General features: G+C 72.6%; 10 protein-coding genes. 4 read left to right on the top strand and 6 right to left on the bottom strand.

Annotated features, from left to right (window positions below; translation table 11 throughout):
- Positions 1 to 6 precede the first annotated feature (6 nt).
- On the bottom strand, positions 7 to 1,137 hold the full coding sequence (locus tag NIE79_RS09575; protein WP_238678190.1) for a PP2C family protein-serine/threonine phosphatase: 1,131 nt from the start codon (positions 1,135 to 1,137) through the stop codon (positions 7 to 9).
- Positions 1,138 to 1,234: 97 nt separating this feature from the next.
- On the opposite strand from NIE79_RS09575, the gene NIE79_RS09570 reads away from it, so the two are divergent.
- Entirely contained in the window at positions 1,235 to 1,861 is a 627-nt protein-coding gene (locus NIE79_RS09570; protein WP_238678189.1) for a MarR family winged helix-turn-helix transcriptional regulator, read from the top strand.
- Between the two features lie 28 nt (positions 1,862 to 1,889).
- Here the strand turns inward: NIE79_RS09570 and NIE79_RS09565 are convergent, their stop codons facing one another.
- Together NIE79_RS09565 and NIE79_RS09560 are read right to left on the bottom strand one after the other, a co-directional pair.
- The gene (locus NIE79_RS09565; RefSeq protein ID WP_238678188.1) at positions 1,890 to 3,494 is read right to left on the bottom strand and encodes a PP2C family protein-serine/threonine phosphatase; all 1,605 of its coding nucleotides are present in this window, start codon (positions 3,492 to 3,494) and stop codon (positions 1,890 to 1,892) included.
- Between the two features lie 126 nt (positions 3,495 to 3,620).
- Positions 3,621 to 4,859 (bottom strand): ROK family transcriptional regulator, encoded by a 1,239-nt coding sequence (locus tag NIE79_RS09560; protein WP_238678187.1) that lies wholly within the window; start codon positions 4,857 to 4,859, stop codon positions 3,621 to 3,623.
- Between the two features lie 78 nt (positions 4,860 to 4,937).
- Between NIE79_RS09560 and xylA the strand changes: the two genes are divergently transcribed.
- From xylA to NIE79_RS09545, 3 genes are all read left to right on the top strand, one after another.
- Positions 4,938 to 6,125 (top strand): xylose isomerase, encoded by a 1,188-nt coding sequence (gene xylA / locus NIE79_RS09555; protein WP_238678186.1) that lies wholly within the window; start codon positions 4,938 to 4,940, stop codon positions 6,123 to 6,125.
- Between the two features lie 9 nt (positions 6,126 to 6,134).
- On the top strand, positions 6,135 to 7,562 hold the full coding sequence (xylB, locus tag NIE79_RS09550; RefSeq protein ID WP_238678185.1) for a xylulokinase: 1,428 nt from the start codon (positions 6,135 to 6,137) through the stop codon (positions 7,560 to 7,562).
- Positions 7,563 to 7,655: 93 nt separating this feature from the next.
- Positions 7,656 to 9,089, top strand: a complete 1,434-nt coding sequence (locus NIE79_RS09545) for an MFS transporter (RefSeq protein ID WP_238678184.1) — start codon at positions 7,656 to 7,658, stop codon at positions 9,087 to 9,089.
- Positions 9,090 to 9,603: 514 nt separating this feature from the next.
- On the opposite strand, the gene NIE79_RS09540 is transcribed toward NIE79_RS09545, so the two are convergent.
- The 3 genes from NIE79_RS09540 to NIE79_RS09530 form a co-directional block, all read right to left on the bottom strand.
- Complete coding sequence (locus NIE79_RS09540) at positions 9,604 to 11,277, bottom strand: glycoside hydrolase family 13 protein (protein ID WP_238678211.1); 1,674 nt, start codon at positions 11,275 to 11,277, stop codon at positions 9,604 to 9,606.
- A 30-nt stretch (positions 11,278 to 11,307) separates the two neighbouring features.
- Positions 11,308 to 12,354, bottom strand: a complete 1,047-nt coding sequence (locus NIE79_RS09535; protein ID WP_238678183.1) for a LacI family DNA-binding transcriptional regulator — start codon at positions 12,352 to 12,354, stop codon at positions 11,308 to 11,310.
- 69 nt (positions 12,355 to 12,423) lie between these two features.
- Positions 12,424 to 13,392: a carbohydrate ABC transporter permease gene (locus NIE79_RS09530; RefSeq protein WP_238678182.1), complete on the bottom strand. Its 969-nt coding sequence runs from the start codon at positions 13,390 to 13,392 to the stop codon at positions 12,424 to 12,426.

Below are 13,392 nucleotides of genomic sequence, written 5' to 3'. Positions count from 1 at the left end.
CGACGCTCACGCCTGCGGGCCGGTCCAGTCCAGGCAGACGACCACCGCGTCGTCGACCAGGTCACCGGCCACGAAAGCGCGCAGGTCACCGATCAGCGACCGGACGGCGTCCAGGGGTGCCATCGGCCCGGTCCGCCGCAGGAACCGGTCCAGTGCCGTCTCGCCGTAGCGCACGTGCTGACCGGTGGCCTCCACCACCCCGTCGCTGACCACGAAGACCCGGTCGCCGCGTTGCAGCGGGACCTTCTGCTCGTGGTAGTCGGTCGCCTCGAACATGCCCAGCGGGAACTGCGCCTCCAGGGGCTGCTCGGTGACGTCCCCGTCGCGGAGCAGGACCAGCCGGGGCGACCCGGCGTCCACGACTGTCATCATCCCGGAGCGCAGATCCAACTCCATCAGCAACGCGGAGAGGTGCTGCTCGCCCCGGTACAGGTCGTAGATGGCCTGATCGGCGAGGGCGGCCTGGTCGGCCAGGCCCAGCCCGGCCCGACGCGCGTTGCGCAGCGCGTGGGTGGCCAGGGAGGTGAGCAGGGAGGCGGCCACCCCCTCACCGGTGCCGTTGATTGTGGACAACCAGACCCGTTCCCCGTCGTCGGACCAGTCGAAGCTGTCACCGCGCACCGCGTACGCCGGCTCCAACTGCCCGGCCAGGCTGAACGAGGGACGGATCCGGCTGCGGCCGGGGAGCAGGTCCCACTGCATCTCGGCGGCCAGGGTGAGGCGTTGGGTGCGCCGGGCCGCCAGATAGACGTCGGTGCCGGCGGAGACCGCCGCCACCTCGTGGGCGAGCGCGGTGGCGATCTCGGCCAGCGCGGCGACGACGTCCTGGTCGTCCGGAACGGGTGACAGGCGCAGCACCCCTCGACGCTCGCCACGCATGGTGACGGGGAACCAGGCGGTGCCGTCGGCCAGTATCGGCGACTGGTGGTCGAAGGCGCGCCAGGCCGGGTGCCCGGGGCTGGTGATCGAGTCGTCGTCGCCGAGTGGCAGCAGCTCCGCGATCCGGTAGTCGACCTGATAGAGCTCGACGTCGGTGATCCCGTACGACTGGGCGAGCACGTCACCGATACCACCGACGAGCCGGTCAGCTGGTGTCTCGTTCAGGGCACGTCGTGCCCGATTGACCGGTTCGCTCATCGTCAGTCCTTCGCTGAAAGCTCGACTACCAGGAGGTTCGGAGTACTCTCGGGCCACCATGGCCGAACTGAACCGTCCGACGGACCCTGAGACGAGTATGGCCGCCGCGCTGGATGCGGCGGCCGCTGCCCTGCTGGGTATCTGGGAGTCTGCCCGGGAGGGGACCTCCAACCGCGTGTCCGGTGCCCAGTTGCGGGCGGTGATGGTGGTGGAGCAGTACGACGGGATCAACCTGCGTCGGCTCGCCACCCGACTCGACATGCTGCTCAGCTCCGCCAGCCGTCTCTGCGACCGGCTGGTCGCCGCCGGCATGCTGGAGCGCGAGCCGGGCCGCTTCGACCGGCGGGAGATCTCGCTGCACCTCACCCCGGAGGCCCGCCGGCTCGTCGCCGAGCTGCGGGCCGACCGCCAGGGCCAACTCGCCGTGGTGCTGGCCGGGATGAGCCGGGAGGGCCGCGACGCGCTGCTGCAGGGGATGCGGGAGTTCGACGAGACGGCCCGCCGCCAGCAGGCGCAGAACGCTCCGGCTTCGGACGAGTCGACGGGCCAGGGAGACTGGCCGGACGACCCGGACCGGCCCGGTGGACGGTCGGAGGACTGGTCGGGCGATTCGGGTCGGCAGTCCCGGACGGGGTGGGCGGGTTCGTCGGGCGGTACGGAACGCTCGGTCGGCACCACCAGGGACTGGCCGGCCGGCGGGCCGCCGGTGGCGCGTACCGCCTGATCGAGCCGGCCGGGTGAGCGCCCGTCGGTCATGCCGAGGCGCTCACGGCCAGCATCGCGATGTCGTCGTGGGCCTGCCCGCCCAGCCAGTCGTCGACCGCGCGGAGCACCCGGTCGATCAACACCGCCGGCGGTTGCCCGGCCGCCGACGCGAGCACGGCCCGCAGCCGGGCCTCGCCGAACATCGCCGCCTCGCGCGGACCGCGCGCCTCGGTCACCCCATCGGTGTACGCGAGCAGCAGATCGCCCGGATCGAGGTGCACCCGGGTCTCGGCGAACCGTGCGGTCGTCAGCGCCCCCACCGGCATGCCACCGACCGGGACCGGGGTGACAGCGCCGTCGGCGGTGACCAGCAGTGGCGCCGGGTGCCCCCCGCCGGCGATCCGGACGTCCAGCCCGGCTGGCCCCCGATTCAGCGAACCGAGCAACAGGGTGGTGAACTGGTTGCGCCGTGCCGCGTCCGGCGCGTCGAACAGCGCCTGGTTGAGCAGGTGGATCAGCTCCAGTGGGCGTTGCTCGACGAGCCGCAGCGTCTGCAACGACTGGCGGACCCGGCCGGTCAGCACGGCCGCGCCAACGCCCTTGCCGCACACGTCGCCGAGCGCGAACAGGGCACCGCGCGGGTGCGGAAACACCTCGTAGAAGTCGCCACCGATGCGCAGGGTGTCGCCCGCTGCCCGGTAGCCGCCGGCAAGGGTCACGCCGGGCACGACGGGCAGCTCGGGCGGGAGCAGACTGGTTTGCAGCACCCGGGCCAGGTGGGCCTGCTCACCGTGCAGGTCGGCGGTGGCCAGCGCGGCACCCGCGCGGGCGGCGAACTCCCGGGCCAGCTCCACGTCGCGCCTGTCGAAGCCGGCCCGCCCGGGCCGACGGATGAGCAGCAGCACACCGGCCGACCCGCTGGCGCTGAGCAGCGGGCTGACCAGCACCATGCCCGGCGGGCCGAACTTGGGCGGCAGCAGGTCGGCCAGGTCGGTGAGCGAGGCGTCCGGCCAGGGGCCCGGCTCGGCCCGGTCGCCGGCCAGCGCCTCGGCCAGCCCGGGCACGGAGTTGGTCAGCGCGGGACTGGCCAGCCCGGTGACCGGGGCGGGTTCGCCGTCGGCGTACCGGATCCAGCGGGGTTGCGGCTCGACCGGCGCGGACGGTCGGGGCAGTGCCACGGCGACGTCGGCCAGGTAGGGGACGGCGAGCGTGGTGGTGGCCAGGAGGACCTGGTCGCGGTGCAGAGCCAGCGCCAGCCGACTGCCGGCCTGGGCGAGGAACGCGGTGCGGGAGCGTTCGGCGAGCAGGGCGTCGGCGCGGGCGTGCTCCTCGGTTGTGTCGCGGACATACCACGCCCATCGGGAGCCGGCGAGTTGCCGCCGGATGCCGCGCAGTCGCCGGCCGTGGTGGTCGGCGTCGAAGCGGTCAGCGCCGCTGGCGACAGCCCGGGCCAGGGCTGCCACCGAGCAGCCGGCCAGCTCGGTGCCGGCGTCGATCTCCGGGATCAGCTCGGCCGCCATGGCGTTGACCAGTGTGACCCGACCGGTCCCGTCAGTTGTCAGCACGGCCTCGGCGAGCCCGTCGAGCAGCTCGCGGGCCAACCGTTCGTCGGCCGGCAACGGGGTGCCGCCGGGTTGCTGCGTCGTGGTCACCGCCGGACGCCGGCGCGCGTCTGACGACGTGTGCGCATGCTGCTTCTCGACTCCTCACCGGGGATCGTTGCCTGGGAGCAAGGGTACCGATTCTCCCCGACAGCGGCGCACGGTGCGGGGTGGCGATCAGCCGGAGCGGGCCAACCAGCCGGCGGGCTGAGCGACGATCCGACGGGCCACCGAGCCGGCGGCGCCTACCGCGGCGGCCTCCGCGCCGAGCGTCGACGGGCGGACCGTGACCGGCGACCAGGCAGCGGTGAGCACCCGGGCGTCGATCTCGGCGAGGACCGGGGGGCACAGCCAGGGTGCGAGCGCCGCGTAACCGCCACCGAGCACCACGGTGTCCAGGTCGAGCAGGTTGACGACGCTGGCCACCGCGACACCGAGCGCCGTTCCGGCGTCGTGCAGCGCCCGCAGCGCGTCGGCGTCGCCGGCCTCGGCCAGCTCGGCCAACCGGGCCGTCGCGGTGTCCGCGGGAAGCTCCGCCCGGGCCAGCCCGGCGGCGGCCACTATCGCCTCCTGGCCGGCGTACTGCTCCAGGCAACCCTGCCCACCGCAGCGGCACGGACGGCCCTCGGGGTGCACCGGAAGGTGCCCGATCTCGCCGCTCCACCCGCGTACGCCGCGAAACAGCGCGCCGTCCAGCACGATGCCGGCGCCGATGCCCACCTCTCCGGAGATGTGCAGGAAGCTGGACGGGCCGGGTGGCTGGGAGTGCAGTTCGCCGAGCGCGGCGAGGTTGGCCTCGTTGTCCACCACCAGTGCGGGGACGCCGGGCACCTGCTCGATCAGCGGAGGGTGCGCGGCGAGCAGCGCGGGCACCGGCACGTCCCGCCAGCCGAGGTTCGGCGCGAGCCGGACCAGCCCGGCGTCGTCCACCAGGCCGGGCACCGCGAGCGCGGCCCCGACCAGGGTGAGGCCGTGCCCCGCAGCGTCCTCACGGGCTGCCCCGGCCATCTCGACCAGGAGCGCCAGGGCATCGGCGGGGGGCACCGGACGCAGGTCGGCCCGGTGCACAGTGCGATGCCGGACCTGGCCGGCGAGGTCCACCACGCAGACCGCCAGGTAGTCCACGTTGACCTCCAGGCCGAGCCCGGCCGGCCCCTGATCGGCCAGGACCAGTCCGCGTGCCGGGCGGCCGGCGCCCGAGCGGGGCGCGGGGTCGGACTCACTGACCAGCCGGCCGGCGAGCAGGTCCTCGACCACCGCTGACACCGTGGCTCTGGTCAGGCCGGTAGCGGTCGCGAGGTCGGCCCGGGAGGGAGGTCGGTCGGCCGTGGCGATCCGGCCGAGGACCAGGGCGAGGTTGAGCTCGCGCAGGCTGCCCTGACGGACTGCGCCGGCCGGGGCGTGGGTGAGGCTCACCCCTTGACAGTGCCATAGGGTGGGCAAATAATTCAATCGCTGAACAAATAGCGGACAACACCACCCCGGAGGTCGCTCATGGCACCCCGTCCCACCCCCGCCGACAAGTTCTCCTTCGGGCTCTGGACCGTGGGCTGGCAGGCCCGTGACCCGTTCGGTGACGCCACCCGTCCCGAGCTCGACGCTGTCGAGGCGGTGCACCGGCTCGCCGAGCTGGGCGCGTACGGCATCACCTTCCACGACGACGACCTGATCCCGTTCGGCGTCGACGCGGCCACCCGTGACCAGCACATCGCCCGGTTCCGCAAGGCCCTCGACGAGACCGGCCTCGTGGTGCCCATGGTCACCACCAACCTCTTCACCCACCCGATCTTCAAGGACGGCGGCTTCACCAGCAACGACCGCGACGTCCGTCGCTTCGCGCTGCGCAAGGTGCTGCGCCAGGTCGACCTCGCCGCCGAGCTGGGCGCCAGCACCTTCGTCATGTGGGGTGGCCGCGAGGGCTCCGAGTACGACCTCGCCAAGGACGTCCAAGCCGCCCTGGACCGCTACCGCGAGGCGGTGGACCTGCTCACCCAGTACTCCATCGACAAGGGCTACAACCTGCGGTTCGCCCTGGAGCCCAAGCCCAACGAGCCGCGCGGCGACATCCTGCTGCCGACCATCGGGCACGCGCTCGGCTTCATCTCCCAGCTGGCCCACCCGGAGCTTGTCGGCCTCAACCCGGAGGTCGGCCACGAGCAGATGGCCGGGCTCAACTACGCCCACGGCATCGCCCAGGCGCTCTGGCAGGGCAAGCTGTTCCACCTGGACCTCAACGGCCAGCGCGGCATCAAGTACGACCAGGACCTGGTCTTCGGTCACGGTGACCTGATGAACGCGTTCGCCCTGGTGGACCTCCTGGAGAACGGCGGCCCCAACGGCGGGCCGGCCTACGACGGGCCGCGGCACTTCGACTACAAGCCCTCCCGCACCGAGGACATGGACGGGGTGTGGGCCTCTGCGGCGGCCAACATGAGCACCTACCTGCTGCTCAAGGAGCGCGCTGCCGCGTTCCGCGCCGACCCCGAGGTGATCGAGGCGCTCGCCACCAGCAAGGTCGGCGAGCTGAGCACGCCGACGCTCGGCGACGGCGAGGGCTACGAGGAGTTCCTGGCCGACCGGTCCGCGTTCGAGGATGTCGACGTCGATGCTGTGGCCGCCCGCGGCTTCGCCTTCGTCCGGCTGAACCAGCTCGCCGTCGAGCACCTGCTCGGCGCCCGCTGAGGCCCCGCCATGCCGTTGGTCGCAGGCGTTGACTCGTCCACCCAGTCCTGCAAGGTGGTGATCCGGGACGCGGAGACCGGCGCCCTGCTCCGGCAGGGCCGGGCACCGCACCCGGACGGCACGGAGGTCGACCCGGAAGCCTGGTGGCAGGCGCTACGCAGCGCCGCCGACCAGGCCGGCGGGTTGGCCGACGTGGCGGCGATCTCCGTCGCCGGCCAGCAGCACGGCATGGTGTGTCTCGACGAGGACGGCCGGGTGGTCCGCCCGGCACTGTTGTGGAACGACACCCGGTCCGCCGACGCCGCCGCCGACCTCGTCGAGGAGGCCGGCGGCGGCTCGGCCGGGAGCCGGTTCTGGGCCGAGGCCACCGGCAGCGTTCCGGTGGCCAGCTTCACCATCACGAAGCTGCGGTGGCTGGCCAGGCACGAACCGGAGCTGGCCGCCCGGGTGGCCGCCGTCTGCCTGCCCCACGACTGGCTGACCTGGCGGTTGGCCGGCGCACCGGGGTTGGGCGCGCTGCGTACCGACCGGGGTGACGCCAGCGGTACTGGTTACTGGTCGCCGGCGACCGGCGACTACCGACTGGACCTGCTGGAGCGGGGCTTCGGTCGACGGTTGGTGGTGCCCGAGGTGCTCGGCCCGGCCGAGTCGGCGGGGAAGCTCGCCGACGAGCTGGGCGGGCCGGGCAGTGCGCTGCTCGGCGCGGGCACCGGGGACAACGCCGCCGCCGCGCTGGGTGTCGGCGCCGGCCCGGGTGACGTGGTCGTCTCGATCGGCACCTCCGGCACCGTGTTCAGCGTCGCCGACGTGCCGGCCGCCGACGAGAGCGGTGCCGTGGCGGGCTTCGCCGACGCGTCCGGCCGTTTCCTGCCCCTGGTCTGCACGCTCAACGCGGCCCGGGCGCTGGACGCCGCCGCCGCGATGCTCGGCGTCAACCTGGACGAGCTGGCCGAGCTGGCCCTCTCCGCGCCTGCCGGGGCGGACGGGCTGGTCATGGTGCCCTACCTGGAGGGTGAGCGGACGCCGAACCGGCCGCTCGCCACCGGCGCGGTGCACGGCCTGACACTGCGTACGTCGACTCCCGCGCACCTGGCGCGGGCCGCCGTGGAGGGCATGCTCTGCGCGCTCGCCGACGGGCTGGACGCGTTGACCGCGCAGGGTGCCACCGCCCGCCGGGTCATCCTGGTCGGCGGCGGGGCCAGGTCGGCCGCGGTGCGTCAGATCGCCCCGCAGGTCTTCGGCTGCCCGGTCGTCGTCCCGCCGGCCGGGGAGTACGTCGCCGACGGCGCCGCCCGGCAGGCCGCCTGGGTCGCCCTGGGTGGTGCCGCGGCGCCGGTCTGGACTGTCGAGGGCACCGAGGAGTACGCGGCGGCTGCCGTTCCCGCCGTCCGCGACCAGTACGCCGCGGCTCGCGGGTTGGTGCTCGACCGGCGCTGAGCGTCGGGCTCGACGCGGGTGGGTGCCGGTCGATGGTGACCGGCACCCACCCGCGTGACGACCGCCTCCACGCAGTCTGGTTGGCTGCCGGTCATGACGGTGACCAGTGGCGGGCCCGGCCTACGCCCGCACGGTCGGGGCGGTGGGTCGGCGCACCGGTTGTACAGCGTCGTGGTGTTCGTGCTGCTCGCCTCCCTGGACAACGTGGCGATCGGGCTGGTCCCCCCGCTGTACGGCCCGATCTCCGACGCGTTCGACGTGTCCGGGCGGCTGCTCGGCGTGGTCACCGCGGTCAGCTTCCTGGTCAGCGCGGTCGCGGCGGTCGGCTGGGCGTACGTCGGGGACCGCACCAACCGCAAACCACTGCTCATGGTGGGCACACTGCTCTGGGCGGCCGGCACCGGCGGTAGCGCGCTCGCCGGCGGCTACCTGACGTTCCTGGCCGCGCAGCTGGTCGCTGCGGTCGGCCTCGGCGCGGTCGGCTCGGTGGGCTTCTCCGTGGTCACCGACCTGATCTCACCGACCCGGCGCGGACTGGTGATGAGCTTCTGGGGGCTCTCCCAGGGGGTCGGTACCCTCGCGGGCACCCTCGTCGGCGGGCTGCTCGGGGCTGCCGACTGGCGGCGGCCGTTCCTGCTGTTGACCGGCGTCGGCCTGGTCGCCACAGTGGCATACCTGTTCACGTACGACGTCCGGCGTGGCCAGAGCGAGCCGGAACTGGCCGGCAGGTTGGACGTCGGCGCCGAGTACGACTACCGGATCAGCCGCGCCGACCTGCCGCGCATCCTGGCTCGGCGGACCAACCGGTGGCTGATCCTGCAGGGTCTTACCGCGCAGGCCGCGTTCGGTTCGCTGGTCTGGCTGCCGGTGCTGTTCGCCGAACGGGCCGAGGCCCAGGGTTACTCCACGTCGACAGCTGTGGTGGTGGGCAGCGTCTTCGCCACCCTGTTCCAGCTCGGTGGGGTGCTGTCCATCGTGGGCGGGCTGATCGGCGACGCCGTGCAACGGCGTACGCCGCGAGGGCGGGCACTCGTCGCCTCGATCGGCATCCTCGCCGCGCTGCCGTTCTACCTGGTGTTGTTCTTCGTGCCGGTGACCATCGACGTGCCGGACGGCGCGAGTGGCGGCGCGGTGGTCGGTGCGGTACTGGCCAGTGTGTTCACCGAGCCGTCCGTCGGGCTGAGCCTGCTCACCGCCATCGTTGCGCTCGCGTTGACCTCGGCCAACTCGCCGAACTGGTTCGCGTTGATCGCCGACGTGAACCCGCCGGAGCACCGGGGCACCGTCTACAGCCTGGGCAACCTGGTCAACGGGGTCGGTCGTGCGGCCGGCAACGGTCTGGTCGGGGTGGCCTTCCAGGCACTGCGAGCGGCATTCCCGCCACCGCTGAACTTCGCCGTCGGGCTGGCCGCGTTCCAGCTCTTCTTCATCCCGACCGGTGTCATGTACTGGCTCGCCTCGCGAACCTCGCCGGCGGACATCGACAACGTCCACGACCTGCTACACACCCGAGCCGAGCACCTCTGACCCCACCCCGCCCCGTCCCACCCCACCCCGCCCCACCCCGTCGATCATGGAGTTGTGGTGGGTGACAATTAACCCGTAAGGCACCAAGCCGGGCACCATAACTCCATGATCGACGGGCCGGACCGCCCCCCGTCCCGCGATCTTGCGCTTACTGACTTGACAAAGGCGGGCATTGAACCCATACCGACGACCGAAACTGCAAGATCGGCGCGGTGCGGCGTCGGGGGACACATTCGGGGTGCGGTACCGAGGACCTGGGCGTCCCCGCACGGTCGGCGCCACTCAAGATCGCGCTACTTCCTGGTTCTAGTTGCCTTCCGGCGGGCCGAGGCCACTGCATCCTGGAAGTAGTGCGATCTTGAGGGCGCGGGGCGCGGGGCGCGGGGCGCGGCGGGCGGGCGGCGGGCGGGCGGCGGGCGGGCGTGAATCGTTTACGGCATCAGCTCCATAGCGAGCCGGCCCACACCGACCGGCCCGCCCGCGAGTACCGCCGAACGGGCCGGTCGGCGCTGGGTCAGCCGTGCAGCCAGACGGTCACGTCGGCCGGGACCGTGCCGTCGTCGTCCAGGGGAGCGCTGGCGGCGAGCACCTCGGCGCCGGCCGGCACCGGCACCGGGGCGGCACCGAAGTTGGTCAGCACAGTCAGCTCACCGTTGCGGAAGCTCAGCACCTCGTCGCCGGAGGACAACCACTCCAGGGTGCCGCGACCCAGCCCGTGGGCACGGCGCAACCGCAGCGCCGCGCGGTACAGCTCGTACGTCGAACCGGGCACGTCGCGTTGGCGGTCCAGCGCGTACTCCGCCCAGAGCGCGGGCTGCGGCAGCCAGCTCGCGTCGGTCGGCCCGAAGCCGTACGACGGGGCGTCGGCCTCCCACGGGATCGGCACCCGGCAGCCGTCCCGGCCGCGCTGGGTGTGCCCGCTGCGCGCCCAGGTCGGGTCCTGCCGGGCCTCGTCGGGCAGGGTGGTGTGCTCGGGCAGCCCCAGCTCCTCGCCCTGGTAGAGGTACGCCGAGCCGGGCAGGGCCAGCATCAGCAGGGTGGCCGCCCGGGCCCGGCGCAGACCGAGTGCGGCGTCCGGCTGCGGGTCGCCGATGCCGATGCCGTTGGGGCGTACGGTGCCGATCGGCAGGCCGAGCCGGGAGGCGTGCCGCACCACGTCGTGGTTGGACAGCACCCAGGTGGTCGGCGCGCCGACCGAGTCGGTCGCCTCCAACGAGCGGGTGATCACCGCGTACTGGGCCGGTGCGGTCCACGCGGCGAGGAGGTACTCGAAGTTGAACGCCTGGTGCATCTCGTCCGGGCGGACGTAGCGGGCCAGCCGCTCGGCCGGCTCCACCCAGGCCTCGGCGACCAGCACCCGCTCACCGGGGTAGCTGTCCAACACCTGCCGCCACTGCCGGTAGATCTCGTGTACGCCCTCCTGGTCCCACATCGGCGGGCGGGGCTTGTCGATCTCGTTGCCGGAGAGGATCTCCTGCGGCTCCTGCCAGTCGGCCAGGTCGGCCTGCTTGATGAGGCCGTGCGCCACGTCGACCCGGAAGCCGTCCACGCCGCGGTCCAACCAGAAGCGCAGCACGTCCAGGAACTCCGCGTGCACCTCCGGGTTGTCCCAGTTGAGGTCGGGCTGCCCGGTGTCGAACAGGTGCAGGTACCACTGGCCGGGCTGACCGTCCGCGTCGACCGTCCGGGTCCAGGCCGGGCCACCGAAGACGCTCTGCCAGTCGTTCGGCGGCTGGTCGCCGCCGGGGCCGCGGCCGTCGCGGAAGATGTACCGCGACCGTTCCGGGCTGCCGGGCGCGGCCGGCAGCGCGGCCTGGAACCAGCGGTGCGCCGAGGACGTGTGGTTCGGGACCAGGTCGACGATCACCCGCAGGTTGCGGGACCGGGCCTCGGCGATCAGCTTGTCCGCGTCGGCGAGGGTGCCGAACAGCGGGTCGATGTCACGGTAGTCGGCCACGTCGTAGCCGGCGTCGGCCTGCGGCGAGGGATAGAAGGGGGACAGCCACACCGCGTCCACGCCCAGCTCGACCAGGTGGTCGAGGCGGGCGGTGATGCCGGGCAGGTCACCGATGCCGTCCCCGTCCGAGTCGGCGAACGAGCGGGGGTAGATCTGGTAGATGGAGGCCTCGGTCCACCAGCCGGTGGCCGGGTGACCGGAGGGGGTCTGCTGCGTCGGGTCGGTGTTCAGGGTCGTCTCCCGTGTTGCGGTGTGTGGATTTCAGTGTGCCCGGGGCGGTGCGGTCGAGTCCCGGACCACCAACCGAGTGGGCAGGACCACCGGAGTGTCGCAACCGGCGCCCCGTTGACTGACGATGGGGCTCGGCGGCCGGGCCCCGAGCGGGTCGAGCAGCATCTGGGCGGCCAGCCGGCCCTGCTCGGCGGCGGGCTGGGCGACGGTGCTGAGCCCGAGCACACCGGCCAGGTCGTGGTCGTCGATGCCGACCACGCTGACGTCCTGCGGCACCCGCAGTCCGACGTCGCGCAGGGCGGTCATCGCGCCCATCGCCATCTCGTCGCAGGCGGCGACGATCGCGGTCGGCGGTTCGCCGCGGGCCAGCAGCTCGGCGGTGGCCCGGTTGCCGCCGTCGATGGTGAAGGTGGACTCGATGTCCAGGGTGGGGTCGGGTCGTAGGCCGGCGGAGCGCAGCGCCGCCTGGTAACCCCGGCGTCGGTCGAGGTGGGTGGTGAAGGCCAACTCGTCGTCCGGGTCGCCGGAGATGTGGGCGATCCGGTGATGGCCGAGGTCGATCAGATGCTTGGTCGCTACCCGCGCGGCCGCCACGTCGTCGATCCGTACGCACGGCCAGTTGGGCACTCTGCTGCCCGAGCTGATGGTGACGCCGGGCAGTTCCAGCGTGGCCAGCGCGGTCAGGTCGGCCGGACGCAGGGGCGTGGCGACCAGCATCATGGCGTCCACCCGCTTGTGCAGGTTCGCCGTACGCAGGACCCGCTGGCGGACCTGTTCCCGGCCGCCCAGGTTGTAGAGCAGCAGGTCGTAGCCGGACTGGTGGAGGTACTCCTCGACCGCCTCGACGACGGTGCTGAAGAACCAGCGGGTGATCCGGGGGACGACCACCGCTACCGTGCCGGTTCGACCGCCGGCGAGCCGGGACGCGCTCGGTGAGACTTCGTAGTCGAGTTGCTCGGCGGCGGCGAGAACCCGGCGTCGGGTGGCGGCCGAGACCGTCGGTAGTCCGCGTAGCGCCCGCGAGACGGTGGCCGTGGACACTCCGGCCAGCCGGGCCACATCATCGATCCTCGTCACGGTTTCCCCCGCTCGGTGCCCGGAGCGTCCGCCGCCGCCCGAGGGGCCGGGCGGCGGCGGACGCGCTGGTCAGCCCTTGACGCTGCCGGCGAGTAGACCTCGCACGAAGAAGCGCTGCAGGGACAGGAACACGATGAGCGGTATGACGATGCTGACGAACGCGCCGGCGGTCAGGCGCTGCCACTCGTTGCCCCGGGTGCCGGCCATCTCGGCGAGCCGGACGGTGAGCGGAGCCGTCTCGTCGCCGCCGCCCGCGAAGATCAGCGCCACCAGCAGGTCGTTCCAGACCCAGAGGAACTGGAAGATGCCGAACGCCGCCAGCGCCGGGGTGATGAGCGGCAACACGATGGTGCGGAAGATCTTCGGGTGGGTTGCCCCGTCGACCCGGGCCGCCTCCATCAGGTCGCCCGGCAGTTGCGAGATGAAGTTGTGCAGCAGGAAGACGGCGAACGGAAGCGCGAAGCAGGTGTGCGCGAACCACACCTGGGCGAACTTCTGCTCGTCGACCAGGTCCCAGGCCGGCATCAGTGTGACGCCGCCGAGGCTGACCCCGGTGGAGAAGAACCTCAGCAGCGGCACCAGGGCCATCTGCAGCGGCACGATCTGCAACGCGAAGATCGCGATGTAGAGCCAGTCCCGGCCACGGAACTTGATCCACGCGAGCGCGTACGCGGCGAGGGACGCGAAGGCGAGCGGGAAGAGCACCGACGGGATGGTGATCGCCAGCGAGTTGATGAAGGAGCCGGCGAGCTGCCCGGAGGACGCCGACCGCCCGAACAGGACCTGCTCGTAGTTCTCGAAGGTGAACTGCGGGTTGGTGAACGAGGTCCACCAGCCGGTGGTCTTGATCTCGTCCTCCGGGCGGAGGGAGGAGACGAGCAGGCCGAAGGTCGGGATGGTCCAGACCACCGCGATGACGATCGAGACGAGCGTCGCGGTGCGGCTGTTCAACCGCTTGCGGACCCGGCCGGCCTTGGTGGTCGGGGTGCCGTCGGTCTTCTGGGTGCCGGCGGCGACGGTGGGCGTTGCGGTGGTCAT

The sequence above is a fragment of the Micromonospora trifolii genome, assembly GCF_022229005.1.
In the GTDB taxonomy this organism is placed as follows: domain Bacteria; phylum Actinomycetota; class Actinomycetes; order Mycobacteriales; family Micromonosporaceae; genus Micromonospora; species Micromonospora trifolii.
The sequence above is the reverse complement of the archived record's forward strand: the minus strand, read 5'-3'. Positions and strand labels throughout refer to the sequence as shown.

Bases quoted from the DNA above. Each gene is read 5' to 3' on its own strand.
- xylA (WP_238678186.1), top strand. From the start codon at position 4,938: ATGGCACCCCGTCCCACCCCCGCCGACAAGTTCTCCTTCGGGCTCTGG.
- NIE79_RS09575 (WP_238678190.1), bottom strand. From the start codon at position 1,137: ATGAGCGAACCGGTCAATCGGGCACGACGTGCCCTGAACGAGACACCA.
- NIE79_RS09530 (WP_238678182.1), bottom strand. From the start codon at position 13,392: ATGACCACCGCAACGCCCACCGTCGCCGCCGGCACCCAGAAGACCGAC.
- NIE79_RS09545 (WP_238678184.1), top strand. From the start codon at position 7,656: ATGACGGTGACCAGTGGCGGGCCCGGCCTACGCCCGCACGGTCGGGGC.
- NIE79_RS09570 (WP_238678189.1), top strand. From the start codon at position 1,235: ATGGCCGCCGCGCTGGATGCGGCGGCCGCTGCCCTGCTGGGTATCTGG.
- xylB (WP_238678185.1), top strand. From the start codon at position 6,135: ATGCCGTTGGTCGCAGGCGTTGACTCGTCCACCCAGTCCTGCAAGGTG.